The 25,321-nt window shown below is 51.8% G+C and carries 24 protein-coding genes; 15 read left to right on the forward strand and 9 right to left on the reverse strand.

Features of this window, described 5'->3' with window-relative positions; translation table 11 throughout:
- The first annotated feature begins 23 nt into the window (after positions 1-23).
- A complete protein-coding gene (locus tag LKK83_RS13900) occupies positions 24-554 on the forward strand; it encodes a Uma2 family endonuclease (RefSeq protein ID WP_324631769.1) in 531 nt (176 codons plus the stop codon).
- A gap of 197 nt (positions 555-751) precedes the next feature.
- Here the strand turns inward: LKK83_RS13900 and LKK83_RS13905 are convergent, their stop codons facing one another.
- Entirely contained in the window at positions 752-1,807 is a 1,056-nt protein-coding gene (locus LKK83_RS13905) for an adenosine deaminase (protein WP_324631770.1), read from the reverse strand.
- A gap of 221 nt (positions 1,808-2,028) precedes the next feature.
- On the opposite strand from LKK83_RS13905, the gene LKK83_RS13910 reads away from it, so the two are divergent.
- The 9 genes from LKK83_RS13910 to LKK83_RS13950 all read left to right on the forward strand — a co-directional run bounded on the left by LKK83_RS13910 (position 2,029) and on the right by LKK83_RS13950 (position 12,141).
- On the forward strand, positions 2,029-3,372 hold the full coding sequence (locus LKK83_RS13910) for an adenylosuccinate synthase (RefSeq protein WP_324631771.1): 1,344 nt from the start codon (positions 2,029-2,031) through the stop codon (positions 3,370-3,372).
- Positions 3,373-3,628: 256 nt separating this feature from the next.
- Complete coding sequence (locus tag LKK83_RS13915) at positions 3,629-4,291, forward strand: 50S ribosomal protein L25/general stress protein Ctc (protein WP_324631772.1); 663 nt, start codon at positions 3,629-3,631, stop codon at positions 4,289-4,291.
- Positions 4,292-4,484: 193 nt separating this feature from the next.
- Positions 4,485-5,474, forward strand: a complete 990-nt coding sequence (locus tag LKK83_RS13920) for an adenosine kinase (RefSeq protein WP_324631773.1) — start codon at positions 4,485-4,487, stop codon at positions 5,472-5,474.
- Positions 5,475-5,686: 212 nt separating this feature from the next.
- On the forward strand, positions 5,687-7,231 hold the full coding sequence (locus LKK83_RS13925) for a bifunctional aminoglycoside phosphotransferase/ATP-binding protein (RefSeq protein WP_324631775.1): 1,545 nt from the start codon (positions 5,687-5,689) through the stop codon (positions 7,229-7,231).
- Positions 7,232-7,371: 140 nt separating this feature from the next.
- On the forward strand, positions 7,372-7,662 hold the full coding sequence (locus LKK83_RS13930) for a hypothetical protein (RefSeq protein WP_324631776.1): 291 nt from the start codon (positions 7,372-7,374) through the stop codon (positions 7,660-7,662).
- Positions 7,663-7,954: 292 nt separating this feature from the next.
- The gene (locus LKK83_RS13935; protein WP_324631777.1) at positions 7,955-9,397 is read left to right on the forward strand and encodes a cytochrome ubiquinol oxidase subunit I; all 1,443 of its coding nucleotides are present in this window, start codon (positions 7,955-7,957) and stop codon (positions 9,395-9,397) included.
- 8 nt (positions 9,398-9,405) lie between these two features.
- Positions 9,406-10,422 (forward strand): cytochrome d ubiquinol oxidase subunit II, encoded by a 1,017-nt coding sequence (cydB, locus tag LKK83_RS13940; protein WP_324631779.1) that lies wholly within the window; start codon positions 9,406-9,408, stop codon positions 10,420-10,422.
- A gap of 273 nt (positions 10,423-10,695) precedes the next feature.
- Positions 10,696-11,490 carry a YdcF family protein gene (locus LKK83_RS13945; protein WP_324631780.1) on the forward strand — a complete coding sequence of 265 codons (795 nt, stop codon included), beginning with the start codon at positions 10,696-10,698 and terminating at the stop codon, positions 11,488-11,490.
- A 423-nt stretch (positions 11,491-11,913) separates the two neighbouring features.
- Positions 11,914-12,141 (forward strand): hypothetical protein, encoded by a 228-nt coding sequence (locus tag LKK83_RS13950; protein ID WP_324631781.1) that lies wholly within the window; start codon positions 11,914-11,916, stop codon positions 12,139-12,141.
- Positions 12,142-12,248: 107 nt separating this feature from the next.
- Here LKK83_RS13950 and LKK83_RS13955 read toward each other — a convergent pair whose 3' ends face one another.
- Both LKK83_RS13955 and LKK83_RS13960 read right to left on the reverse strand, forming a co-directional pair.
- Positions 12,249-12,473, reverse strand: coding sequence for a ferredoxin-thioredoxin reductase variable chain (locus LKK83_RS13955; RefSeq protein WP_324631782.1), 225 nt, complete (start codon positions 12,471-12,473; stop codon positions 12,249-12,251).
- 178 nt (positions 12,474-12,651) lie between these two features.
- Positions 12,652-14,553, reverse strand: coding sequence for a protein phosphatase 2C domain-containing protein (locus LKK83_RS13960; protein ID WP_324631783.1), 1,902 nt, complete (start codon positions 14,551-14,553; stop codon positions 12,652-12,654).
- Positions 14,554-14,909: 356 nt separating this feature from the next.
- On the opposite strand from LKK83_RS13960, the gene LKK83_RS13965 reads away from it, so the two are divergent.
- Entirely contained in the window at positions 14,910-15,338 is a 429-nt protein-coding gene (locus LKK83_RS13965) for an NfeD family protein (protein WP_324631784.1), read from the forward strand.
- Positions 15,339-15,444: 106 nt separating this feature from the next.
- The gene (locus LKK83_RS13970; RefSeq protein ID WP_324631785.1) at positions 15,445-16,413 is read left to right on the forward strand and encodes an SPFH domain-containing protein; all 969 of its coding nucleotides are present in this window, start codon (positions 15,445-15,447) and stop codon (positions 16,411-16,413) included.
- 228 nt (positions 16,414-16,641) lie between these two features.
- On the opposite strand, the gene LKK83_RS13975 is transcribed toward LKK83_RS13970, so the two are convergent.
- Positions 16,642-17,049 carry a Fur family transcriptional regulator gene (locus LKK83_RS13975; RefSeq protein WP_324631786.1) on the reverse strand — a complete coding sequence of 136 codons (408 nt, stop codon included), beginning with the start codon at positions 17,047-17,049 and terminating at the stop codon, positions 16,642-16,644.
- 165 nt (positions 17,050-17,214) lie between these two features.
- Here LKK83_RS13975 and purS point away from each other — a divergent pair, with 165 nt between their 5' ends.
- From purS to LKK83_RS13990, 3 genes are all read left to right on the forward strand, one after another.
- Positions 17,215-17,505: a phosphoribosylformylglycinamidine synthase subunit PurS gene (purS, locus tag LKK83_RS13980; RefSeq protein WP_324631787.1), complete on the forward strand. Its 291-nt coding sequence runs from the start codon at positions 17,215-17,217 to the stop codon at positions 17,503-17,505.
- Positions 17,502-18,200, forward strand: a complete 699-nt coding sequence (purQ, locus tag LKK83_RS13985) for a phosphoribosylformylglycinamidine synthase subunit PurQ (protein WP_324631788.1) — start codon at positions 17,502-17,504, stop codon at positions 18,198-18,200. The genes purS and purQ overlap by 4 nt, the downstream gene beginning before the upstream one ends.
- Before the next feature lie 135 nt (positions 18,201-18,335).
- Positions 18,336-19,415: a tetratricopeptide repeat protein gene (locus tag LKK83_RS13990; RefSeq protein WP_324631789.1), complete on the forward strand. Its 1,080-nt coding sequence runs from the start codon at positions 18,336-18,338 to the stop codon at positions 19,413-19,415.
- 101 nt (positions 19,416-19,516) lie between these two features.
- Here the strand turns inward: LKK83_RS13990 and LKK83_RS13995 are convergent, their stop codons facing one another.
- The 5 genes from LKK83_RS13995 to LKK83_RS14015 form a co-directional block, all read right to left on the reverse strand.
- Positions 19,517-20,272: a gamma-glutamyl-gamma-aminobutyrate hydrolase family protein gene (locus LKK83_RS13995; RefSeq protein ID WP_324631790.1), complete on the reverse strand. Its 756-nt coding sequence runs from the start codon at positions 20,270-20,272 to the stop codon at positions 19,517-19,519.
- Between the two features lie 317 nt (positions 20,273-20,589).
- Positions 20,590-21,036 (reverse strand): hypothetical protein, encoded by a 447-nt coding sequence (locus LKK83_RS14000; protein ID WP_324631792.1) that lies wholly within the window; start codon positions 21,034-21,036, stop codon positions 20,590-20,592.
- 430 nt (positions 21,037-21,466) lie between these two features.
- Positions 21,467-22,282, reverse strand: a complete 816-nt coding sequence (locus LKK83_RS14005; protein ID WP_324631793.1) for a DUF1822 family protein — start codon at positions 22,280-22,282, stop codon at positions 21,467-21,469.
- 177 nt (positions 22,283-22,459) lie between these two features.
- A complete protein-coding gene (locus LKK83_RS14010) occupies positions 22,460-23,176 on the reverse strand; it encodes a hypothetical protein (protein ID WP_324631794.1) in 717 nt (238 codons plus the stop codon).
- Positions 23,177-23,380: 204 nt separating this feature from the next.
- The coding region (locus tag LKK83_RS14015) for a CHAT domain-containing protein (RefSeq protein ID WP_324631795.1) at positions 23,381-25,321 on the reverse strand (1,941 nt) is incomplete at its 5' end.

The raw sequence follows: 25,321 nt of genomic DNA on the forward strand, positions 1-25,321 counted from the left end.
ATTGAAAGTGGGAGGAGGGGAGAATGACGATCGCAGCGCAAATCATGTCTTTAGAGGAATTTTTCAACTATGACGATCGCACGGATACCCGGTATGAACTCGAGGATGGGAAACTGCTGGCTATGCCCACCGAAAGCGAGATAAATCGACGAATTGCCACCTTTTTGTTGGTGTATTTTGCCCAACTCGGGATTGCATTTTCTCGATTGACGATGAAGACAGAAGTGGTGGTGAGTGGTAGGCGGGCAACGGTGCGTCTCCCGGATTTGATGGTGTTAACGGAGGAGTTAACGGAGGAGTTGGCGGGTGCGAATCGTTCTCTGGTGACGCTAGATATGCCCCCACCGCAGTTGGTAGTTGAGGTGGTGAGTCAGGGGGGAGAAAATGAGGCGCGAGATTATCGCTACAAGCGATCGCAATACCAAGCGAGAGGAATTGCTGAGTATTGGATTGTTGACCCGATGCAGGAGCGAATTACGGTATTGTCTTTGGTGGCAGGACTTTATGAGGAAGCGGTGTATGAGGGGTTGCAGCGATCGCCTCTGCACTGTTGAAACAGTGGGAACCGCGCTCATCCTTAACCGCAGTGCAGGTATTGCAGGCGGGGATAGGCGGATGAGAGGGAGTCAGGAGTCAGGAGGGAGAGATTTTCATCTCTCGATCCCTTCTCCCCCAAGAAAAAAGCCCCCTGATGGGGGCGAGGTTGCCAAGACCCCACTGCGAGTGGATGTGGGGTGAATTCACCAGAGTTTTAGCCCTGACCCAGAGGAACTGCAGGGACGAGGGGTAGGGTTTCCGGTTTCAACAAATCGGTTAATATTTCAGCAGGTGGTTGCTGATGAGGCCATGCAAAGGCATGACGGAATGCGGCTTGCTGACAGGCTTGCATTTGACGAAAATCGATGATATCTCGAGTCAGCAAGGTTTCGTACTCGAACGGTAGGCGGACGTTGTGCAAGCCGGCATTATCGGTGCAGATGGCAATATCCACTCCCGCCTCGAAACAGCGATCGAAGACGATTTTTAACTGTTTGAGGTCATCGAGGGTGCCGGTTTTGAGATAGGTCGTCGGACAGACTTCCAAACACTGACCCCTTTTGGCCACTTCAGTTAATAATTCCGGATGCTTCAGGGGAATTTGAATCCCGTGACCGATTCGCATTAAATAAGGGAGCAATTCGGGATAGCAGCCCTCGGGAGTTTCGTAAAGGTGCCCAGTGGTATTGATGCCCAGAGTGCGGGCATAGTCGTATAATTGGATGAATTCATCCAGGCGATCGCCGTAGTGATTGTCGCCACCGGCTAAATCCACCGCACAGACATACTCTGATTTTTGATGGGCCAAATCCACGATCGCCCGGTTCACCTCATAAGGCAAACGGGCGTGCATGCATAAAATTTGGCCAGTGACGATCGGGTACTCGTTCACCTCAGACGCTTTCCCCACCACCTCCACAATCTCCGCCATTTGGTCGATCCGGGCAGATTGACTCAACTGGTCCGAAGTTCGTAGATAAGGGGTGTAGCGCAGTTCCAAGTACGCTAGATTTTCAAAAATATAAGCACCCCGAATCAGCCGATAAATAAAATACGGCAAAGTTTCGATAGTTTGGACCCCTTCAACCAGGGTGTGTAGTTCTAAATACTCATCTAGGGTATTGCGCGGTTTGGTGTAAAATTCCTCAAACGCCGGGTATTCGGGAAACCGACGGCCCAACGCCGGATCGTGACGCTGAAAATAGCGCCAGAGAATGCGAGGAACCACCGAACCGCCTAGATGTCGGTGCAGTTCAGCATATAAAGCCACAATAACCTCTCAGGATTGTCAATAATAATAGATGAACGCGATCGGTGAGGGGTGTAGATGCATTCTAGCTAGCATAGCGCAAAATTGCGATCGCCTTCAAGCCCTCAGCCCCGATCGAAAGATTACGATTTGTAACTCCAATCTTAACGAAAATTTATTTGACAAGCGTGACACTCTAGGATGATAATCGTAGATTGTGTAAACTTTCGCTTGTAAGACCCTTGGCTAACGTCGTAGTAATAGGTGCCCAATGGGGCGATGAAGGAAAAGGCAAGATTACCGATCTGCTGAGCAAGTCAGCAGATGTTGTAGTACGTTACCAAGGAGGGGTCAACGCGGGACACACGGTCGTGGTAAAAGACCAGACCTTCAAACTGCACCTGATTCCCTCTGGCATCCTCTATCCGGCAACCGAATGCATTATTGGTTCCGGAACCGTCATCGATCCGAAAATTTTAATAGAAGAACTCGTACGCCTAGAAGAACTCAATATTTCCACGAAAAACCTATTAATTTCGCAAACCGCCCATGTGACGATGCCCTACCACCGCCTCATCGATCGGGCATCGGAAGAGCGGCGCGGGACGCATAAAATCGGCACCACCGGACGGGGCATCGGCCCGACCTACGCCGATAAATCCGAGCGGACCGGGATTCGGATCCTGGATTTGATGGATCCGGAAGGGATGCGAAAACAGCTCCACTGGACGATTAACTACAAGAATACGATTCTGGAGAAGCTGTACGATTTACCGCCGTTGGATCCGCAAGAGATTATCCAGCAGTACAGCGAATATGCCGATCGCCTGCGGCCTCATGTGGTGGATGCCTCGTTAAAAATTTACGACGCAGTGCAGCATCGGCGCAATATTTTATTTGAAGGGGCACAAGGCACCCTGCTGGACTTGGATCACGGGACTTATCCTTACGTCACCTCATCCAACCCCGTAGCCGGCGGTGCTTGTGTGGGGGCAGGGGTCGGACCGACCACCATCGATCGCGTGATTGGGGTGGCAAAAGCCTACACCACCCGGGTGGGAGAAGGGCCATTTCCCACCGAAATGACCGAAGGCATTGGGGATGTACTGTGCGATCGCGGTGCGGAATTCGGCACCACCACCGGACGCAAACGGCGCTGCGGATGGTTCGATGCGGTCATCGGGCGGTATGCGGTTCGCATCAACGGCATGGACTGCCTTGCGATCACCAAACTCGACGTGTTAGACGAACTCGAGGAACTGAAAGTCTGCGTCGCTTACGAAATCGACGGTAAGCGCTGCGAAAACTTCCCCAGCAGTGCCCGTCAGTTTGCCCGGTGCAAACCGATTTACGAAACCCTTCCGGGCTGGAAGGAGTCTACCATGCACTGCCGCAACCTGTCCGATTTGCCCAAACAAGCCCTGGACTATTTGAAGTTCTTGGCGGAATTGATGAAAGTGCCGATCGCGATCGTTTCCCTCGGGGCCAGTCGCGACCAAACCATCATCGTCGAAGACCCCATCCACGGACCGAAACGCGCCTTATTGGATGCCAACGGCACCCCAGTGGAAAACACAAACGCCTAAGTGTTTCGCCGGGGAAAAACCAGGCTCTTGTCCGGGATGTTTCCGCCCTGAATCGTTCGAGAGCGGCGATCGCATCTATTCGAGAGCATCACGCGATCGCCCCACGGGCGATGGATGAAAAGTGCAATTGAATTGTCTATCCAGAATTTGATAGGATAGGAGATTGTGGCGTTTTGTCGCTCCCGTTGGGGGCGAGTCGAGCAGCGCCATGCCTCAGTTATAACGAACCAGTAACCCGTAACCCGTAATCAGAAAGATGGCAGTAACAGTTGAATGTCAAAAACGGGCCGAAGGCAGCAAGCCGAAAGCCTTACGCAGAGAGGGATTAATCCCCGCCACCCTCTATGGGCATCAGGGAGCTCAATCCGTCTGCCTCACCATCGATGCGAAAACAGCAGAACTACTGCTCAAAGAAGCCTCGGTGAACAACACCCTGATCGATTTATCCGTTCCCGACCTCTCCTGGAAAGGAAAAACGATTCTGCGGGAAGTGCAAACCCATCCGTGGAAACCCTTCCTTTACCACGTCAGCTTTTTTGCCGTCGCCGCTCAAGCCAGCCTGGATTTGGTGGTGCCGTTAAACTTCGTCGGCGAAGCCTATGGCGTGGAACAAGAAGGGGGCATGTTGGATCTGGTCGTCACCGAATTGCCGATCCAATGTGCGCCAGATGATATTCCCGACTCGATTGAAATCGACGTTTCCCAACTAAAAATGGGAGAGTCGATCCACGTTGGCGAACTGATGTTGCCCACAGGCGTCACCCCGCAACTGGAGCCAGAACGCACGGTCGCGACCATTTTGGCTCCCAGAGTCACCGCGCAAGAGGAAGAAGAGGAAGCGGAAGAGACATCCCCAGAGGTGGCTTCCCTTCTGGAATCCTATGGCGAGACCGACGAGGAACCGAGCGGCGAAGAATAAAACCCGCGATCGCTTTCATATTGTCCTCAAATAGTGGCGATCGCGCCTCGCTCCAGCTTTCAATTCACCCAAAGAAAGCATTAAAAAGGAAAAAGCGACTGAAACAACGGTTGCCTTTTTCCTTTTTCATTTGTAAGGTGGGTGTGGAACACCCCTAAAGGTTTTACCACACTCAATTCACACTTCTAGATTTATGAGCAAATACCACGTTTATGGCATCGGAAATGCTCTGGTAGATATCGAATACGAAATCTCCCCCGAGCAGATGGAAGCGATGAAAATCGAGAAAGGCGTAATGACCTTAATCGAGGAAGATCGCCAAAAAGAAATCCTAGAGCAATTGAGCAGCAGCCCTTGTAAAAAAAGCTGTGGGGGTTCCGCCGCAAACACCGCGATCGCCATCAGTCAATTTGGCGGGAAATCCTTTTACTCGTGCAAAGTAGCCAAAGACGAAATCGGTGCTTTTTATCTCGAAGACCTGATTCGCAACGGTGTAGACAGCAACTTAACCGTGCATCCGCGCGCCGCCGGGATCACCGGCACCTGTTTGGTGTTCGTGACTCCCGATGCCGATCGCACCATGAACACTCATTTGGGCATTACCGCCAACTTTGCCGATTCAGAACTGGTTCCCGAAGCGATCGCCAATTCTGACTATCTCTATATCGAAGGATATCTCGTCAGTTCCCCCACCGGGAAAGCCGCTGCCATTACTGCCCGCGATTCCGCCAAAAAAGCCGGGAAAAAAGTGGCCCTTTCCCTGTCGGATCCGAACATGATTAAATTCTTCAAAGAAGGTCTCTTAGAAATCATTGGCGAGGGAATTGACTTTATCTTTGCCAACGAAACCGAAGCCTCGATAATGGCGGATACCGATGACCTGAAGGTGGCGATCGAATATCTAAAAACCCTCACCTCCTGCTTTGCCATCACCCTCGGACCGAAAGGTTCCTTGATTTTTGATGGCCAAAACCTCATCGAAATCGAAGGGGTGAAGGTTGACGCGATCGATACCGTAGGTGCGGGAGATATGTATGCCGGTGCTTTTCTTTACGGCATCACCAACGGCATGAGTTTCGAACGCGCGGGCAAATTAGCTTCATTGGCATCCGCCCGCCTCGTTACCTCTTATGGACCGCGTTTGGACAAAGAAGTAACTCAATCTTTGTTAACCGAAATTTAACCCAAATCCCCCACCCAGGGTAGCGGTTAATTCGGGAGATTCGGGGGCGAAAACGCGCCAGTCGCGCCCAGAATTGCGACCAAACCACCTCTGGAAACTCACAGGGCGATCGCCAACCCCAACTCCAACATCCGCTTCGTTTGTCAAAAAAACCAGGGAACTCTCCCTGGTTTTTTGTTTGCGCTACAATTGACAAAACATTCAGGATAGAAATGAGCGAAACAACACTGCCCCCCGTTATCGAACACATGTTGCAGCCCGAATTCTATCCCCATCCGGTGCAACAGCCCATCAAGCTGATGCAGACTCATGCCTCTTTCGTACTCCTGACGGGGGATTATGCCTACAAAGTCAAAAAAAATGTCGATTTTGGTTTCCTCGACTACTCCACATTAGAAAAACGGCATCATTTTTGTAATGAAGAATTGCGGATGAATCGACAGATTGCCCCCCAGGTTTATCTGGATGTAGTGGCGATCGCATCTTTAGGCGATCGCTACCAACTCGATGGCAAGGGCAACATCGTAGAATATGCCGTCAAAATGGTTCAATTTCCCCAAGATGCCCTCTTTATCAACCTGTTCGAACGGGGGGCGCTGACCGAACAACACATGGAAGACTTAGGGCGAGTCGTGGCCAATTTCCACGCCGAAACCCGCACCGATGAGACAATTCGCAGCTATGGCACAGTGTCGCAAATTCGCAAAGCCATTGACGAAAACTACCAACAAACCGAATGCTATATCGGCGGGCCGCAAACCGAAACGCAATTTCAGGAAACCAAGGCATTTAGCGATCGCTTTTTTGACCGCAGACCCTCACTGTTCCAACAGCGCATAGACGGCGATCGCATTCGCGAATGTCACGGCGACTTACATTTAAAAAATATCGCCCTCTGGCCCGATAAAATCTTCCTGTTCGATCGCATCGAATTTAACAAAACCTTCCGCTTCGTCGATGTCATGTACGATATTGGCTTTGCCGTCATGGATATCGACTCCCGAGGACGCCCGGATTTAGCCAATGCCTTTTTAAATACCTACATCGAACATACCGGCGATTGGTCCGGCTTGCAAGTGCTACCGCTATATTTAAGCCGGCAAGCTTACGTTCGCGCCAAAGTCACCTCTTTTCTCCTCGACGACCCCAATATTTCTGATGAAAGAAAACACAACGCCCAATCTACTGCAGCCAATTATTACCAACAAGCTTGGAAATACACTCAGCAGCAACAAGGACGGTTAATTTTAATGTCCGGGTTATCCGGGTCGGGAAAAAGTACCTTGGCGCGGCGTTTAGCCAGAAGAATAAATGCCATTCACATCCGTTCCGATGCCGTGCGAAAACATCTAGCCGGCATTCCCCTGCATCAGCGCGGAGGGGACGAGATTTATACCGCAGAAATGACGCAAAAAACCTATGGAAAACTGTTGGAACTCGGGCTAATGTTGGCCCGGGAAGGATATCCGGTGATTTTAGATGCGAAATACGACCGCCAGGGGTTGCGCGCACAGGCGATCGCCGCAGCAGAAAAACAGGGATTTAATCTGAAGATTTTACACTGTTGCGCCCCGATGCCCGTCTTGCGCGAAAGGCTCAACCAGCGCAGTTCTCAAGCGGTTTCCGATGCCACCGCCAATCTCCTGGAAAGTCAGCAAGCGGCTGCCGAACCCTTTACCGAAGCGGAACGAGTTTACGTGCAAACAATCGACAGTACCCAATCGCTAGAATCCCAACTGCAACAAGTCAAGGGGTAGGGTGGGCACTGCCCACCGGATTACCTTGTTCCTAGCATGAGCTGGGCAACCCTCGCGTAGAGACCCGATTAATCCCGCGTCTCTACGCAAGTAAAATTATTTGTTTAATTGCTTAAAAACCTCTCTATTTCAGGTAGAAAATGGCAGAAGAAAAAAAAGAAAAAAAACCATCCCCAGTGAGCCAAGGAATTATCCGGGGATTACAATTGTGGTTGTTTTTTATGTTTGCCTTTGCGTTTTTGGGGTATTCTAGATTTTTCAGTATTGTGCTAGGCACGATCGCGGGAGTGGCAGGGGGATTGAGTGCGGCTTGGTGGCAGATGACGGATATTCCCACACCAAAGCCAACTTTCGAGCAGCAGAAAAGCTTAGCAAATGTGACCAAAGAACGGTTGGAAAAAACAGAGAATCAAGAGTTTAAGAAATTGTAATGTTCTGCGAATAAGTATCGGTAATCAGCCAATCTATAGGAATTTAAAAAAATGAAGTGCCGATCGCGCGACAACCCTGCCTTCCCTGGGGGAAGACAAGGGCGATCGCTGCAACGCGCAGGTGGGGATTTCATCGGTGCTTGGGGGGTGTCCTCAAGCCGCCAGAATTCAGGACAGGGGGTATCATTTCCGAGACAAATCCCCCAAAGGGCGATCGCAGAGCGAGCGATCGCCCAAAAAATTTTGTAGACTAGCTGAGATTGGCAATTCAATACCCTAAGCAAACATACACATGGAATTTCTCTCAGACACCGTAGTGCTGTCGCGCCTACAATTTGCGCTGACTGCCATCTTCCACATGTTGTGGCCCGTGTTGACCACTGGCATGTCCATTTACCTGGTGGTGGTTGAAGGGCTGTGGCTGAAAACCCGAAACCCTGACTACTACTACCACGCCCGCTTTTGGGCGAAACTCTACGTGCTTAACTTTGGCATTGGCGTCGCCTCCGGGGTGCCGATGGAATTTCAGTTTGGCACCAACTGGGCACCCTTTTCCGAAGCGGTGGGGAACTTTTTTGGCAGCATCATCGGGTTTGAAGCCTCCTGGGCCTTCATGCTCGAAGCCGCCTTTTTAGGCATTATGGTGTTTGGCTGGGAGCGAGTCAATCCCATCATTCACTATATTTCCACCATTTTTGTGGCCATTGGCTCCAACCTGTCCACCTTCTGGATTCTAACAGCTAATTCCTGGATGCAAACCCCTGCCGGCGTGGAAATGGTAGAGGGGCAATTTGTGGTCAAAGATTACTTTGAGGCAATTTTAAATCCCTTCATGGCAGTCAGCGTGCTGCACATGTTCTTTGCCACATTGGAAACCTCTTTATTTGTGATTGGCGGAATTAGCGCCTGGTACATTCTCAAAAAGCGCCACGAAGCCTTTTTTTCCAAAGCCTTCAAAATAGTCTTAGCCGTGGCGATCGCCGTAGCTCCCTTACAAATCTATATCGGACACTTAAGCGGCGAACAAGTCTACCGCTATCAACCCACCAAACTTGCCGCAATGGAAGCCCAATGGGAAACGGTTCCCGCCGGACAAGCTGCAGACTGGAGTATGTTAGCCATTCCCAATGAAACCGCCGAACAAAATGACTGGGAAATCACCATTCCCAACGCCTTGGGCTACATACTGGAATTCAAAAAAGAATTGCCCTATCCCGTGCGAGGTTTGAAAGAATGGCAACCCGAAGACCGACCGCACATGGTAGGTTTAATCTACTACTCTTTTCGGATTATGGTGGGGATTGGCTTTTTCCTCGCCGGCTTGATGTTTCTCAGCGTTATTCAATGGGTGCGCGGACAATTATCCGAGGGTAACATTGAAAAACAAACCTGGCTGATGGTGGGTTGGATTGCCGCTGCACCCCTGGGTTATATTGCGATCGAATCCGGTTGGATCGTGCGCTGTGTGGGGCGACAACCTTGGACGGTTTACGAACAAATCCGCACGGTGGATGCCGTATCTAACCTGCCAGCGAGCAATGTTTTAACCTCTTTAACTGGTTTTGCCACAGTTTACACGGTGTTATTTTTTACTGCTTTGTACTTTGGCAGTCGCATTATCCAACGCGGACCGAATTTTAAACTTCCCGTCCCCGGAGTGGAAGGCAAACCCGCCGTGGAAACCAAACCCGGAGAATTCGTTCCGGACCAACGTCCCATCGAAACACAACAATAGGAGGTTGTATGGAAACGCTCAGTTATTTTTTGCCGCAAGTTTGGTTTGCAATTTTGGCGTTGTTCCTCTTCCTCTATGTCATGCTCGATGGGTTTGATTTAGGGGTGGGTATCTTGTCTCTGACCGCTTCCTCTGAGGAACGACGCGGCATTTTGATGACCAGTTTGAGCAATATTTGGGATGCCAATGAAACCTGGTTGGTGTTGATGGGCGGCGCGCTGTTTGGCGCGTTTCCCCTCGCTTACGGCACGATTCTCAATGCGTTGTACATCCCGATTTTTATCATGGTGTTTGGCTTTATTTTTCGGGGGGTAGCGTTCGAGTTCCGCGAGCAAGCAACCCGCAAGTTTTTTTGGAATGTAGCCTTTGGCGGAGGCAGTTTTTTGGCTGCACTGGGTCAAGGGTTATCCCTCGGCGCAGTGCTATCGGGAATTCGTGTGGATGATGCGGGTCATTTTATCGGTAGCACCTGGGATTGGTTGACCTGGCAATCGGTTTTGGTGGCTTTAACGCTGATTCAAGGGTATGTTTTGATTGGCTCGACTTACTTGATTTGGAAAACCACCGGAGAGTTGCAGCAAACTCACTATAAAACGGCGAGAATTGCCGCTTGGACGACTCTAGTAGGGGCTATTTTGATTACGATTACGACGCCGGTGTTTTACGAGTACGCCCGCGATCGCTTGTTTCATCAGCCGCAAATTTATATCTTTGCCCTGATTCCGCTTCTGGGGGTGTTGTTGGTGGCGCTGCTGTTAAGAAGTCTGAACCAACAGAAAGAAAGAACGCCGATTATTTGGACGATTCTTATCTTTTTGCTGACGTTTATCGGGTTGGCTTTGGTTGTCTTTCCCTACATCATTCCCACGAAAATCACCATTTACCAAGCGGCTGCCGATCCGAGTTCTCTGGTGTTTATGATTATCTGGATTGGGGGTTTGATTCCGGTGATGTTGTTCTACAATCTGTACCAATATTTTGTCTTCCGGGGCAAGGTGACGAGCGGCAGCTATGGCGGGGAATAATTTGCGCTCTGCCTAGCGATCGCTCTAGTCTCTGTTAACAGTTTTAATCGGTTAGATTCGCGTCTTGGGGATGAATCTTATCGTCTCCCAGGCGCTTTTTTATTGGGAAAATGCGGGATAATACCGTAGGGTGGGCAACTTGTTGCCCACCCTACAAGGGTAAGTAGAGATTAGGAAGGAGTGGGTTTAGGGGTGGGGAGGAAATATCCAGTATTTCTCGGATGCTGCTACTGTAATTGAGTAGTTCTGATTGGAAAATTCTCTGGGGGAAAGATGTTTTTATTTTTGTCCAAGCTGTTGCCGATATTTGTGTATCCGTTGGGGTTAAGTTGTTTGTTAATGGTGGTGGCGCTGGTGACGTTGTGGAAGCGCCCGAAATGGGCCGCCGGGGCGATCGCAGGTGCATTGGTTCTGTTGCTATTGAGCAGTAATAGTTGGGTGAGTTATGGGATAGTGCGATCGCTGGAAGCGCAGCATGTGCCCACCGATGAGTTGCCCAACGCGGCGGCGATCGTGGTGCTGGGGGGTGCCACTAAACCGGCAATTCCCCCGCGCCCCTGGGTGGATGTGAACGAAGCGGGCGATCGCGTGTTGCATGGTGCCCAATTATACCGCCAAGGAAAAGCGCCGGTGGTCATCCTCTCTGGCGGGCGCATCGAGTGGAAAGGGGGCGGTCCGCCGGAAGCGGAAGATATGGCGCGCATTCTCGAAACAATGGGTGTTCCCGAGTCTGCTATCCTGAAAGAACCCAATGCCCTCAACACCTATCAAAATGCCGTAGAAGTCAGAAAACTGCTGGAAGAAAAGGGCATCGAAAAGCGCGTTTTGCTGGTGACTTCCGCCACTCACATGCCGCGATCGCTCCTGGTTTTCAAACGTCAAGGCATCGAAGCGATACCCGCACCCACGGATTTTCAAGTGTCGGAACAAGAACTCGCAGAACTAAAAGGCACTTGGCAATCCACACTGCTCAATATCTTCCCCGATGCTTACCGCCTGCAAGAAACGACCAAATCCCTGAAAGAATACATCGGAATGGTGGTTTATCGTCTGAAAGGATGGATTTGAAGCGATAAAAAGGGGGCGATTGAAATCGCGCCTGGGCTTTTCTTCGTCCGCCTACGCGGACTCATCCGTATGATACTTTGTCTCTGGCATATCGATAGATATCTGCCGCCTGTAAGGACACGGCAGTGTCGTGTCCTTACATTTTCTCTCGGTCGTTCGTGCATAAAACATGCTATAAATTACTTTATGTGCGATTTTAGGGTTCGAGTTTTATACAAAAAACAACGGGATGGCGAACCATCGCACTTTTCAGGCTGCTTTTTTAGCACAATTGCTGCTCTCGACCCATTCCTAATTGTAAATTCTAAATTCTAAATTCTAAATTCTCTCCTTTGTCAGAGGCGAGTGCTAAGATGGAAGTCCATCGATCGGGAATCCTGAGACGGTGGGGAATGATAGATGAAGCGCTTATAGAAAAAAATTATGCTTCCCAAAGAGTTTCCTCAAATCACGCCAACGCCGCAAAATTTCGCTGAAAGCTTGCAAGCGGCGCAAGTCACGCGGGAGTTTTACGAAGAACTGGAATATCGAGAAGAGTTTGAGAATTATTGCCAGTGGTACCGGGACAGTGCAGAATGTCATCGCCGAGAATTGGAGAAAATGCGGGGGGACATCAATATTTTGGGTTGGTTTAGCCGAGGCAAAAGATAAATTTTAATTATAAATTAGCAATTAGCGGGTGCTAATTGCTAATGAAAATCGCTCCGAAATCAGTGGGGAAAGGTTCGGCGACACAAATCCGATGGCAAGAGAAGAGCCTAAGAGATAACCTCTAGTTCATCTTCTCGGAAGTGGGCCTTAAATTTTTTATCAAATTGGACTTGCACGGGTAGGTTAGCGCTAACGGGTCTGCCTTGCCATTCGTTAGCGAAGCCGATCACTTCCCCTTCCTCACCCTGTACGTCATAGGGTTGATTGCGATTTTTGGGACTGTGGTACACGATAACAGACTGGATGACGCGAACGCGATCGCCAACTTTCATATCCTTAAACCTGGTGTTGTGTCTCTAACTTTCTGCACCGAATAACAGTGCAAGTTTACAGTATCTTCTCAAACAGCTTTTCTATCTTCTCATATCGAGACCCCGGTTAAGGGATGAGGCGGTGAATCTGCATGAAGAATTCACCCCAAACCCCTACAGGGTGGGGAAGACAGAGCAATTATTCATCGAGATTTTCGATAGGTGTCGGTGAGGAATCGGATCCGGGGGAGGCGAGTTGCCACCATAGAGCAAAGCCGACCACAGCACTGACGAGCATCACTCCGATTAACAGCAGGGGGATTTTCCAGGGGGAGGAAGCGGGGCGATCGCCGCTGTCGGTTTCCTCGGAAGACTCCTCCTCATAAAGCAGCGCTTGAGAGGCGCGAGACATTTCCGCTTCGGAAGACTCGGAGGGCAATTGTGTGGGATCGAACAGCACCAACTTTTCGGGAGAGATGCGGAAATAGGTTAAAACCACCGAGGTATTGTCGTGACCGTTTTTTTCATTCGCCAGATTTAGCCAACCTTGGACCGCCTCTTCCACAGACATCTCCCCATTGAGAACATCGACCACAAAATCCCCCCAATACTGCTCCACGAGATCGTTATCGCTCAACCCATCAGAGCACAGCAGCAGCAGACCATCTTCTTCCACAATAAAGCGCTGAATGTGGGGGCGCAGCAGTTCCCCATCGCGGGTGCCCAGGGCTTGCGTTAGCGCCCCGGCGTCTCGTCGTTGCAGGGCTTCGCGATAAAACGATCGCCCCATTCGGACTTCGCGCGTGGCCACATCATCATCCACCGTGAGGCGCTGACAGTAATGGGGGGTAATCCAATAGGCGCGAGTGTCCCCCACATGAGCGAGATAGAGTTCGTGACCGTTTTCGCTCTCGATGCCCTCCTCGCTTCGCACCGATTGGGGAAGCTGAAGACCCAAAACCAAGGTGGTGCCCATGCGCTGACGTTCCGCGCGTCCTTGCTGGTCATTTTGGGCGGCGATCGTGTTATTCACCACTCGGATAATCGCTTCGAGTTGCTCGCTGACCAGTTCTGGGCTGGCCAGATCCGGTTGGTCGGCAATTTCGGCCATCAACGCTTGGATAGGCAGTTTGAGCGATTCTACCGAGAGTTGGCTAGCCACTTCACCGCCTTCGTGACCCCCGACGCCATCGCAGACCATCGACAAGCGACCGAGCAGAGGGGTCTTGCTTTTTTGTCCGTCTTGCGATAAATCGGCTAAAGTCGGATAGCAGGCATCTTCATTGTGGTGTCGGTGCGGGCCAGAGTCGCTCAGACCGGCGACGCGCCAGCGCAAGGGCAACTGACCCGCCAGTTCGAGCAGCAGTTGATTGACTTGGGGGAGAATGGCGGATAAATCCGCATCGGGACGGCGCATTTGCTTGCCGATGTCTTGCAGGCGATCGCCCAGGGGTGGGGGAACCTTGCCCGCCCAAGTCAACCAGTGATAGCCGAGATCCTGCAAATCCGGTTTGGTAATCAAACCCGCATCAGCATAGAGTTCGCGCAACCACACGCGCCACCCCTGCACCCGGATATTGTCCGCTTGCAGTAAGCTCGAGGCGACCCCGACTTCTACCAGGGGCGTCCACAATTCCAGAATTTGCCACAACCAATAGACTTGGCGCACCGGTGGCGCTTCCGACCACAGGTCTAGCATTGCCGGATAGAGGGTGCCGCTTTTGCCATCGATGGGGGCATTCTCGAGTAATAGCAGATTTGCCGATTGGGTTTGGTCCCCCAGGGGACAAAAGCCATACACTTGGGGAATGTGGAGTTGCAGTGGATATAATTTGAGATAGGGAAGAATCGCTTCTGGCAGGTCTTCGGGGAAAAACGGTGGCGTTGCCGGTTGGGTATCGAGCCATATTTGCGGCGCGATCGCAGCATAGCGATCGCCCACCCATTCCTCGCGATACTGGGCCGCCGCTGACCCCACCGCCCACAAATAGCGATAAATCAGCGGGGTTTCACAGGATTCGCAGAACCGACTCCCCAAGGCGTTATCCGGTTTGCCACAAGCGGGATTAGGGCAAGACAACAGCGGCTCAAAACTGCTCATAAACTAGACGAGGTGGTACACAACAGTGTGAAGAGCGCCCGATCGCGCTAGCATCAAAGGGCTGACACCAGCTAAAACGGATTTGAGCTGACCGGAACGAAATACACTCTGCTTCGGTCCGGGATACCCACAACGGCGATCGGCTCTCGGTTTTTCTAGAGACACTGGATGAATTACCCCTTACTGGATCGGGGATGCCGTTTAGACTAGAAAAACATCACCCTAATTCTATCCCTAAGTTCTCGCAAGCACGGCGATCGCGATCGCGCAGGTTGCACCGCCATACCAACCTCACCCCATAAGGTGACATTATGCCAATCAACGCCACCCCGACTCTATTACAGATGGTTTATCAAATGAGTCCAACAATCCTTTGGTTATTGCTGGGGGCAATTCTCTGTTTGATGGAGCTGTTTGTCCCCACCGCTTTCGTGGAATTTATGATGGGTTTGAGTGCCCTCGCCGTCGCCGCTATCGCTCTGGTGGTGCCGAATTTCGCCCTCCAGGTGGTACTGTGGATTGCACTGTCGGCAGGTTCGATTTTCTTATCCCGCCGGATCCTGTCTCGCGGCAAACTCCCTCATACCCTCGCCGACGCCCAAGAGGCCCAAACCTTAACCGCAATTCCCCCCGGAGAAGCGGGACGGATCCTCTACGATGGTAACTCCTGGCGAGCGCGTTGCGACGACCCCCAACTGGCGATCGCACCCAATCAAAAAGTTCTGGTGGTGGGCCGCCAAGGCAATACCTTGGTTGTCGTTCCCGAATCTCTCCTGCATTCGTAAATCGCTTTTTTCTAATCCGGCGTTTCTGAGGCTTCCCCTGGGGTTAAATCCCCGCTATTCTCCCTCGATACGACGATTTTAACAAACCCAAACCCGGAGGTTTAACGTGGAATCAATCTTTATCATTGCTGCCGCTCTTTTCGGATTTTCTGGCATCGCCGGCTCGGTCAAAATCATCAACCAAGGAAACGAAGCCTTGGTGGAAACCTTGGGAAAATATAGCGGCAAAAAACTCGAACCCGGTCTCAACTTTGTGCTGCCTTTTTTAGACCAAGTGGTTTTCAAAGAAACCATCCGCGAAAAAGTATTAGATATTCCCCCGCAGCAATGTATCACTCGGGATAACGTGGCAATTACCGTGGATGCGGTGGTGTATTGGCGGATTATGGATATGGAGAAAGCCTATTATAAGGTAGAAAATCTCCAGTCGGCAATGGTCAATTTGGTGCTGACTCAAATTCGCTCGGAAATGGGCAAACTGGAACTGGACCAAACTTTTACCGCCCGCACGGAAATTAATGAAATCCTGTTGCGAGAACTGGATATCTCTACTGACCCTTGGGGGGTGAAAGTGACGCGGGTGGAACTGCGCGATATCGTTCCCTCGAAGGCAGTCCAGGATTCGATGGAATTGCAAATGGCGGCGGAACGTCGCAAGCGCGCGGCTATTTTAACCTCGGAAGGGGAACGGGATTCTGCGGTTAACAATGCCCGAGGTAAAGCCGAGGCGCAAGTGTTAGATGCAGAAGCACGACAAAAAGCAGCTATTCTCGATGCTGAAGCGCAACAAAAGGCGATTATTCTCAAAGCACAAGCTCAACGTCAAGAACAAGTGCTGAAAGCTCAAGCCACTGCAGAAGCACTGCAAATTATTGCCAAAACCCTGAAAACTGACCCGCAAGCTCGCGAATCCCTACAATTTTTACTGGCTCAAAATTATATTGAAATGGGCTTGAAAATTGGCAGCAGCGATAGCAGTAAGGTGATGTTTATGGACCCGCGCACTATCCCAGCTACCTTGGAAGGCATGCGCTCGATTGTCAGCGAACAACCGAACAATAGCGAAACCGTCTAACGGCTAAACCCCCGAGGATGAAGGAAAAATAACTTCCTTCATCCTTTCGTGATTCTTTGACTCGTTCTCCGACCAAAAAATTCCTCGCTTGCCCCGAAAAATATCTTTTAAAAAAGTTATTCAATTCGAGATTTAGTCGGCTTTTTTGAGTCGATTTTTAACCCTTAAAAAGCACAGAAAATCCCTCGCTTTAGGTGGGGGGTGAGCAGTACACAACCTCGGAGAATTCTATTCTGCAGTGGAGTCTTTTTCCTGTTCGAGAGCGCAGCGATCGCACAGACCAAAAAATTCTAAAGTATGATAAAATACTTTGAACTGGTGCGTGGTTTGTAGCTGGTTTTCTAACTCGTGAACCGGACACTCATCAATCGGAATGGATGCGCCACATTGCAAGCAGGTCAAGTGATGCTGGTCTTGATGAATGCAGCTATAAACAGACTCGCCATTTGCCAACGTCCGCACCTGAACCACTCCTTCGAGCTTCAACGCATCCAAGGCGCGATACACCGTTGCCAGTCCCACCCCTTGATTGCGCTTGCGTAGCTCCACATACATATCCTGAGCCGAAATCGAGCGATCCAGGGTGGTAAGCAGGTTGAGAATCCGTTCTTGAGAGCGAGTGCGTTTGACTGTCATGGTCACTGTGGTTATCGGCTTTTTCTGGGTGAGCCTGGGTGAATTAATAATTTAACACCACAAGAGGTGAAAAACGAAAACGCAAATATTGCGAGTTCGGGGATTAAAATGAAAGAGACACCAGCAACTGTTAAGCATTATCGCAAGAATTGAGGGCGAATCGCTGTGACTCAAAAAAAATATCAGGCTCATATCTATGTTACTCTGCGTCCCTCGGTGTTGGATCCGGCAGGAACCGCTGTAGAGTCTGGGGTGCAAAATATGGGATATGACAATGTAGAGGGGGTACGGATTGGCAAGTACATCGAACTAACTATCTCCTCGGGTAGCGAAGAGGAGGCGAGAGAACAACTCGATCGGATTTGCGATCGACTCTTGGCAAATCCGGTGATTGAAAATTATCGCTTCGATTTGAATGAAGTGTCTGCAACCATGAATGCGGGGGCAAAAGCGTGAAATTTGGCGTAGTCGTTTTTCCAGGTTCGAACTGCGATCGCGATGTGGTGTGGGTGACGCAAGGGTTGCTCAACCAACCCACGCGCTTGGTATGGCATCAGGAAACGGATATCTCGGATCTCGATGTGGTGGTTCTCCCGGGAGGTTTCAGCTACGGGGATTACCTGCGCTGCGGCGCGATCGCCCAGTTTTCTCCGGTAATGCCGGAAATTATCAACCATGCCGAAAGCGGCAAACTGGTGTTGGGCATTTGCAACGGTTTCCAAGTGCTAACTGAGGTGGGACTCCTACCTGGGGCGCTGATCCGCAACCGGGATTTGCACTTTATCTGCGATCCGGTGTCGGTGAAAATCGAAAATACCGATTTGCCCTGGACTTCGGCATATTCCCCCGGGGAAGTGGTCTCCCTTCCCATCGCGCATGGCGAGGGGCGCTACTATGCCGATGCAGATACCCTGGCGCAACTGGAAGACAATCACCAAGTAGTCTTCCGCTATTGTACGCCCGCCGGGGGAGTCAATGTGGCGGGGAATTGCAATGGGTCTTTGAACAATATTGCCGGGATTTGCAACCGCCAAGGGAATGTGTTGGGCATGATGCCCCACCCGGAACGCGCCTCGGATCCCATGCTCGGTCCCACCGATGGCAGAAAGTTGTTTGAAAGTTTGTTAAGCCCTGCATTTGCCGCAGTTTAATCCGGGTAAAATGTGGGGGGTGGCGGGAGAGTGTTTGATGACTCTCCCGGTTTGATTCTTAGCTGCAAGCCCGTTTTTCTACTGGTAATTTCAGGTGGAATAGTTAGAGGATACATTGCGTTTTATTCGGCTACAATGGATGGAGGTGAACCCGTGCGATCGCCGAAGTTAATGGCTTTAGTTATGGCCTTGTCCGTGGCGATGACGCCACAATTGGCAGTAGGTCAAACTGTGGAAGAGCTTTATCAGCAAGGCAATGCCGCATTTAATGCGGGCAATTTTGACGCGGCGGCAGAAATCTGGCGTCAGGTGATTGCCCAGGATGCCAATGATGCGGCAGCTTATGTGTGGTTGGGACTGTCTTTATTTTATCAGGAGCGAGTGGAGGATGCGATCGCCGCCTATCGCAATGCCCTGGAAATCGATCCGGAGAATGCCAGCGCTTATAATAATTTGGGAAATGCGTATAATGAGTTGAATAATGCCAGGGAAGCGATCGCGGCATATCGCCAAGCGCTGCAAATCAATCCCAATCAAGCGCAGACTTATTATAATTTAGGGGTGGCACTGAGTGCGGCCAATCGACTGGATGAGGCGATCGCGGCCTATGGCAGGGCGATCGAACTCAATCCCGACGACGCAGAAGCCTATGTGAAAGTGGGTCTCTTGCTGCAACGTCAGAATCAGTTGGATGAGGCGATCGCGACTTATCGGCAAGCGATTCAGTATAATGCCGAGTATCCCGAGGCTTATTTGAATTTGGGGTTAGCGCTGGCAAGTCAGGATAAAATCGACGAGGCGATCGCGGCATATCGTCAAGCCCTGGAAATCAATCCGAATTTAGCAGAAGCATATAATAACTTGGGGGTGATGTTCCGCCGCCAAGAAAATTGGGATGAAGCGCTGCAGGCATATCAACGGGCGATCGCCATCGAACCGGAACTGGCAACGGCGTATAATGGTTTGGCGGTGGTCTATCGCCAGCAGGGCAATCTCGACGAGGCGATCGCCTCTTATCAGCAAGCCCTCAGTTACCCCGATCGTCCCGCCTTACCCGCCAGCGCTCACACTTTGGCCTATAATGGGTTGGGGTTGGTGCTGCAAGAGCAAGGGAAAACTGAAGCGGCGATCGTCCAGTTTGAGCGGGCGATTGAATTAGACCCGAATTACCAACCCGCACAGTACAATCTGCGTCAAGCTTCGGCAGGGAATTAAGCCCCTGACAGGGTGATTCGTTGGCCTCGTTCCCCCGAGGGGGGAACGCCACTCCCGAGGGTGCGCCTCGCCGAAGTTCGCACAAGCACGACCGCACTTGATTAGGCGATCGCTTCTTGGAAGGGCAACTGCGATCGCTGACGTGCTGCGGCGACCAAGGATTGAAAGATCCGCTGATGAGAAGTATCCCCCGGCGAGAGTTCCGGATGCCATTGAACCGCGATCGCAAACCCACAGTGCTGATGTTCCACCGCCTCGATCGCGTTATCTTCCACCGAATGTGCCACCACTCGCCAACCGGGCGGAATCGTCCGCACCGCTTGGTGATGCCACGACACCACCGCCAATTCCGCATTCCCCACAATCCCCGCCAGACGACTTCCCGGCGCAACTCTCACATAGTGCTGCGAGGGATAAAGAAGTCCCGGGGAGGGATTCAGGCGATGGTTGACTTTCGTGCCATACTCATCCGGTATGTGAGCAATTAACGTGCCGCCACAGGCCACCACCAGCAGTTCCATCCCTCGACAAATTCCCAAAACCGGGACATCTCGATCCAGTGCCAAATGTGCCAAAGCCAGTTCCGATTCATCCCGCTCTCGGTCTATATTGTAGGTGAATTCGTGCGCCGTCCCGTTATATAAGGCGGGGTTGATATCCCCACCGCCAGATAAAATCAAACCATCTAATCGGTCTAAAATCGCCTCCGGATCCGGTTCTCCCGGCGGTAACATCACCGGGACGCCACCCGCCGCACGCACCGCATCCACATAGATCGCCATCAGGGAAAAAGCGGTGGCTCCATTTCGACCAGAGGTGGTAATTCCCACAAGGGGTGCTTTTAGAGATTGCGTCATATTTCAATGGGTTGAAAGGTCTATTGCTATATTCGGGGTTTGACAGAGAAAAGCAGTATAGCCGATCGCATTTTCCGGAAAAATTCGCGATCGGCTGGCGTTTTTTTATGGCTGTTAGGCGTTGGTGCGTGACCCCCGGATTCGATTGGGCGATCGCCCTACCCATTCAGTCGCGGGGGCCACACACCTTAATCTGGGAAAACAGTAACTCATGGGTTTATTGCCCTTGGCCATGATGCTCAAACCGTTTTTAGAAGATATCTGCATGCAAATAGAGTTTCTACGAACCCTTGCACCCTGTAACTCTGGCGATCGCATTAAGCCGCCTGAGTTTTGCCCGGGGCTAATGTCACCAAATAGGCTTCATTATTAACCGCCAAAAACACCGTCTCTTGACCCAATTCTACTAAAATTTCGGCCAATAACTCCTCAAGGGCTGCTTTCGCTTGTTTCAGACCCACTTCAGTCGTCCAAGCTTCAATTTCAAACACCGTTTCTTTGACCAATCCGTGATTTTCGCTGATGTAAAAGCCCAAAGCGGCTGGTTTGCAGGTTGCTCCACCAAAATGCGCTGAGAAGAGCTGATTGGCACGATCGACCCATGCGGCGGTATTGGCGGGATGGTCGATATCCTCGGTGGTGGGAATTAAAACGCGGATGTGGCGGGTGAAGTGCTGGCAGACTCGCACTTTCGAGCCTTGGCGAGTGGGGTTGGGAAACCGGCGATCGCCACAGTTGGGATGATAATCTACGCGATCGGTCATAATCCTGTCCTCTTTGAGGTAACACTCTTTTTATTATTGGGAGGCGATTTTTTATGCGTTGCGATCGCCGCAGGGCATATCCATCAGAATTGTTCGCGCCGTTTAACTCCCTTGAGTGATTCGCGATCGCTCCTTCTCCGGTGCAGCAGAGGCACCCCACCCGAAGCTCTGCCTCATTCTATCAACCGCCCTCAACCCCCGCCTTTTTGCCAACCCGCCAGATATTATATCCCCATCGCTCGCCCATGCCATTTTTTCAACCTTCCTACAGACTCACTCACTGTCAGCACACCGCCTGCCACCTGCTTATATTTCCTCCCCATCATTCAGGCCAAAAATATAGGACAAACCACACATAACTCGCCTCAGAGCGGCTCCGAACGCAAAAACCCCACCCTGGGGGCGGGGCTTTTTCCAGCCAAGCTGGTATTTATTCTAACGCCTCTCGCACAGAGTGAAAAATTCGCCGCAAAATCGAGTATAACTCAGCGCGATCGCCGCTTTCCCTGTCATCCTCCTCCCTGAATGCCAATTCTCGGTCTACCGTGCCCCCAGTGTCTTCATGGATTAAGGCTTCTAATTCCTGAGCCGCTGATGCGAGTTGTAACGATTCAATATCCTTTACCAGTAAAACCCGCTCGAGTTTGGCCACGATCGCTTGTCGCCGTTGCTCCGACCAACTCGCCTGTTGTTTTTCCCAATAGGATTCTAACTCAGAAAAAACCGCATTTTCTGCCAAGGGTTCGGCCATTTCCAGTAAATCTAACAGTCTATCTGCGGAAAAGAGTTCATCTCGCTCGAAGCTCAGTTCTGGGAACTCGGTTTCTAGGGCCGGGGTGAAACCCACGATCGCCCCCCAAGTCTGTTGCGGGTTCACTTCCACTGCAACATAGGCGATGCGATCGCCCATCACCAAATGTTCCGGAATCTCCAAACTTTCCACATCCGGCGGAAGTAGCAGACATTCCACCGTTCCTAAAAAGCACTGGTCCTCAAAAATCTCTAACTCTGCAAAATCTGAGAGAACCTGCAAATAGAGATTCCAAGCACTGCTGTTATCTATCCGACAATCATAGCCAAAACGATTCAGATAGCGAGCCACCACCCAAACAGCGATCGCCCGTTGACGAACCCCCTCCACTCGTTCCGGACTCACACCAGCGGTCAACTCAGCGAGGCGCTGGTGTAAACTCGGGGGAATCGGAACCCTTTGGCCAAATTGTGCCACGTTCAGTTCGGCAGTCATAATCAACCTCTTCAAATACTGTGAGTGTGCAAAAGCAATCGACAAAATGGGGAAATTACAATCAACGCCCGGGATAGAAATCGCACGTGAGCCAGCCCGAGCCAAGCCATGCGCCACAGCGCCATCGTTCCCCCGCGCCGACTCATTCCTTTCGTGAGAATCGCTCCAGACATGAGATTAAACTCGATCGCGAAGGCGATCGCCCATCCGTTTCAGTAGCGGATTCAGAGTGCGACTCCAGGCTGAATTCATCGCCCCTGGCGGCATGTCAAACGCTGCCGCCACTGTTTTCAAAGTCCATTTTTCCCCACAAGACGCACAATCATAAATCTTCAGCAGCACCGCTTGCGCCGTAATCGGAGGCGGTGGACTCTTGCGGACATACGTTCTCCGTAACTCCCCGGTAGGGTCGGTTTCAAACTCCTCGCGGACCAATTCCAGTCGCGGGATATCCCCATCGGGAACAGCCACCTCATCCAGATTCAGGCGTTCTCCCGTTCTGGCATCCCTGGGGTGAGAATGAATCGACGCTTGGTGTTCTTGCCGGAACCTGCGATACTCTCCCTTGCAATATTTATTCCAAAGGGTAATCGGGCTAGCACCGCCTTTATCCGGGTCATAGGCTTTTTCCGCCGCCGTCCCTTTCCCGCGAATCTCACCATTGATTTTGCGCTCGATGTAGTCCCAGGCGCGATGGGAAGCTTCCAGATAGAGAAGGTCGTTATCCCACTGCGGGGCTTCCCCCCGCCAAAAACAGCCCGGTGGCGCTTGCATCATTCGACGCAATCCCTGCTTTCGCAGGCGTTTGCGCGCTTTGGCTGACTTCGCCCGTAACGCCTCGCGAAAAATCCCTTTCAACTCTTCGTGGATAGGATGATTCAAATCCTCTGTCACCGTTCCCCTCCTCAAGTTAGTGGACTGGAAACGATTATCCCTCATCAATTGCATGTTTGACCTCCCAGTAAAAGAAACTATTGGCTGTTTAACTCGTTCCCAGCACATGCTGGGAACGCCCCGCTCGAGGCTCCGCCTCCCCCCCCAATCCATCTACGTGCAGATCCCACCGTCATGGAGGGGAGGGCACGCTCACCAGCGGATTCACCCCAATCCATAGCACGCCAAACCGGCCCAATGCACGGGATGCTGAAACGGGCATCCCTTATCCGCTGCATACTGGCGAATCAACTTTTCTGCATCGGTTGCTGGTTCCACTGGTTTCCCGTTCTTGTCGAGGCGTTCCCCTTCCGCCTTCACCGCCCGTTTCATCGCCTTGCTGTGATGCTCGCGAAACTCCGCCCCGGTCATTTGCCGCATCTCCCGTTGTGCCAGTTGCAGCGCCCGGGGACGATTCCGCCCCTGCTGGCGGTATTTGTGATACAAACTGGACAGCAACGCCGAGGAACAATCGTAAATCGACCATTGACTGGCAATCACCCCCCGCGCCCCGGCACAGAGGAAGCCGGTACTCACCGCCACCGGTTCGTCAATTCCACTGCGGGGCAGAAATAGGCCGGTTTCGCAACAAGACAAGTAAACCTCCTCCAGTTGCCGGAAACGCCAAGCCGGAGAAAACAGTTGACTGACGCTAATTGTGCCATCACTCAGCCGCAACCCGGACTCCAGAGGATTGTCAAAGCGACTTTGGGCGTGGTGAGTGCTGACCAGGCAGTTGGCAGTGGCGAGTAACTGGCGGTACGCTTCCCGGGTGGCGTTGGCCCCGATGAGTCGCCGTTGTCGGTCAACCTGGAACAGTTCCGCCACTTTCATCCCTTCAAAACAACTGAAAGGCAGGTCATCGGTGGCGTTTTCTGCCGTGGCATAGGTGGCATCGGAAACCGAGGGGCGATTGTGGCAAAAGCCGAGCACTTGCAAGCTGGGGGCATAACGCAGAAGGAATTTATCTCCCAGATATGTTTCGGGGAAAGCCGCTGCCGTGGGCTGTTGCGCCTGGGATTGGCCTTGTTTCGCGGTATTTAAGGGCAAGGCGGCGAAGGGGATGTGATGCAGCAACAGATGGGGCACCAGCACCAGTTCCTCCATGTCTTCCAGGTACTCTCGAATCAGGCGATCGAGTTCCAGTCGTTGGGAGAGTTCGGCCAGCAATCTGGGGAATTCCCGTTTCCATTTTTGTTTGCGCGGTTTGGGTTTCTCGTTCTGCCCGCCATACCCGGCATAGGGAACCACCCACTTTTCCCACAACCACCCTTGTAGGGTTTCGTAGCCCTGTCCTTTGCAGGTGAAGCAGTGGGGTTGGTGCGCTCCCGGGCGGAGGATGAAGATATGAGTATCCGCATCGGTGGTATAGAAGCTCAGCAGGGCGGTTTTCTCTTGCCGGAGGGGTTGAAAATCCGCCAGTTTCGGCGGTTGGAGTTCCCGCAGTTTGGCAACCGCTTCATCCATGCCGCTGAGTTGGTCGAGGATGGCTTGTTTTTGGTCTTCCAGGTGGGTAATTTCAACCGTAACCTCCGTGGCGGCGCGCAGTTGGCGGCGGTGAGAAACCCGGGACTTGGAGGGGGTCTGCGGGTCGTCCCCTGGCGATGGGGGGTTGTCTGCCGTTTCTGGTTCCCGGTATTCCTGACGTTTTTGCAGGATTTCCCCGTCTAACTCGTCCAGACGTTGCAGGCATTGCCGCACTTCCCGGGGGATATCGCCCCCTTGATAGAGGTCGGCAGTGGCCATCAAGTCTACCAGGCGTTTGGCTCTCACTCGTTCCACGATTTCCAGGGCGGTGGAGATGCGGTTGAGGTTGATAGCCGCTTGGATGGCGTTTTCGTAAACATGAAGAGACTCTCGCACAATCTGCTGCCGACGGTCTTCACTGAGGGCAGAACGGCGAGACCGTTCGATTGCTTCAATGGCAACCTGGTACTGGGTTAAGGCCGCTTGCCAATGCCCTTCCGTAAATTCTAGGTTGGCCCAATTGCGAGCGGTTTGCAGGCACTCCAGGGGAAAGAGCTCCGGCGTCCAGACGGTGAGGGCGGCTTGGTAGCACTCAATTGCCCGTTGCAGGTGGGCGGCGCGATCGCCGGTGGGCAGGTC

Origin of the sequence: Phormidium sp. CCY1219, from assembly GCF_035615515.1 — a bacterium.
Taxonomy (GTDB): Bacteria; Cyanobacteriota; Cyanobacteriia; order Cyanobacteriales; family Laspinemataceae; genus CCY1219.

What these genes read in the sequence shown, in the direction of transcription:
- LKK83_RS13900 (WP_324631769.1), top strand. Translation starts at nt 24, where the DNA reads ATGACGATCGCAGCGCAAATCATGTCTTTAGAGGAATTTTTCAACTAT.
- LKK83_RS13915 (WP_324631772.1), top strand. Translation starts at nt 3,629, where the DNA reads ATGGCAGTAACAGTTGAATGTCAAAAACGGGCCGAAGGCAGCAAGCCG.
- LKK83_RS13920 (WP_324631773.1), top strand. Translation starts at nt 4,485, where the DNA reads ATGAGCAAATACCACGTTTATGGCATCGGAAATGCTCTGGTAGATATC.
- LKK83_RS13925 (WP_324631775.1), top strand. Translation starts at nt 5,687, where the DNA reads ATGAGCGAAACAACACTGCCCCCCGTTATCGAACACATGTTGCAGCCC.
- LKK83_RS13930 (WP_324631776.1), top strand. Translation starts at nt 7,372, where the DNA reads ATGGCAGAAGAAAAAAAAGAAAAAAAACCATCCCCAGTGAGCCAAGGA.
- LKK83_RS13935 (WP_324631777.1), top strand. Translation starts at nt 7,955, where the DNA reads ATGGAATTTCTCTCAGACACCGTAGTGCTGTCGCGCCTACAATTTGCG.
- cydB (WP_324631779.1), top strand. Translation starts at nt 9,406, where the DNA reads ATGGAAACGCTCAGTTATTTTTTGCCGCAAGTTTGGTTTGCAATTTTG.
- LKK83_RS13945 (WP_324631780.1), top strand. Translation starts at nt 10,696, where the DNA reads ATGTTTTTATTTTTGTCCAAGCTGTTGCCGATATTTGTGTATCCGTTG.
- LKK83_RS13950 (WP_324631781.1), top strand. Translation starts at nt 11,914, where the DNA reads ATGCTTCCCAAAGAGTTTCCTCAAATCACGCCAACGCCGCAAAATTTC.
- LKK83_RS13955 (WP_324631782.1), bottom strand. Translation starts at nt 12,473, where the DNA reads ATGAAAGTTGGCGATCGCGTTCGCGTCATCCAGTCTGTTATCGTGTAC.
- LKK83_RS13960 (WP_324631783.1), bottom strand. Translation starts at nt 14,553, where the DNA reads ATGAGCAGTTTTGAGCCGCTGTTGTCTTGCCCTAATCCCGCTTGTGGC.
- LKK83_RS13965 (WP_324631784.1), top strand. Translation starts at nt 14,910, where the DNA reads ATGAGTCCAACAATCCTTTGGTTATTGCTGGGGGCAATTCTCTGTTTG.
- LKK83_RS13975 (WP_324631786.1), bottom strand. Translation starts at nt 17,049, where the DNA reads ATGACAGTCAAACGCACTCGCTCTCAAGAACGGATTCTCAACCTGCTT.
- LKK83_RS13990 (WP_324631789.1), top strand. Translation starts at nt 18,336, where the DNA reads ATGGATGGAGGTGAACCCGTGCGATCGCCGAAGTTAATGGCTTTAGTT.
- LKK83_RS13995 (WP_324631790.1), bottom strand. Translation starts at nt 20,272, where the DNA reads ATGACGCAATCTCTAAAAGCACCCCTTGTGGGAATTACCACCTCTGGT.
- LKK83_RS14000 (WP_324631792.1), bottom strand. Translation starts at nt 21,036, where the DNA reads ATGACCGATCGCGTAGATTATCATCCCAACTGTGGCGATCGCCGGTTT.
- LKK83_RS14005 (WP_324631793.1), bottom strand. Translation starts at nt 22,282, where the DNA reads ATGACTGCCGAACTGAACGTGGCACAATTTGGCCAAAGGGTTCCGATT.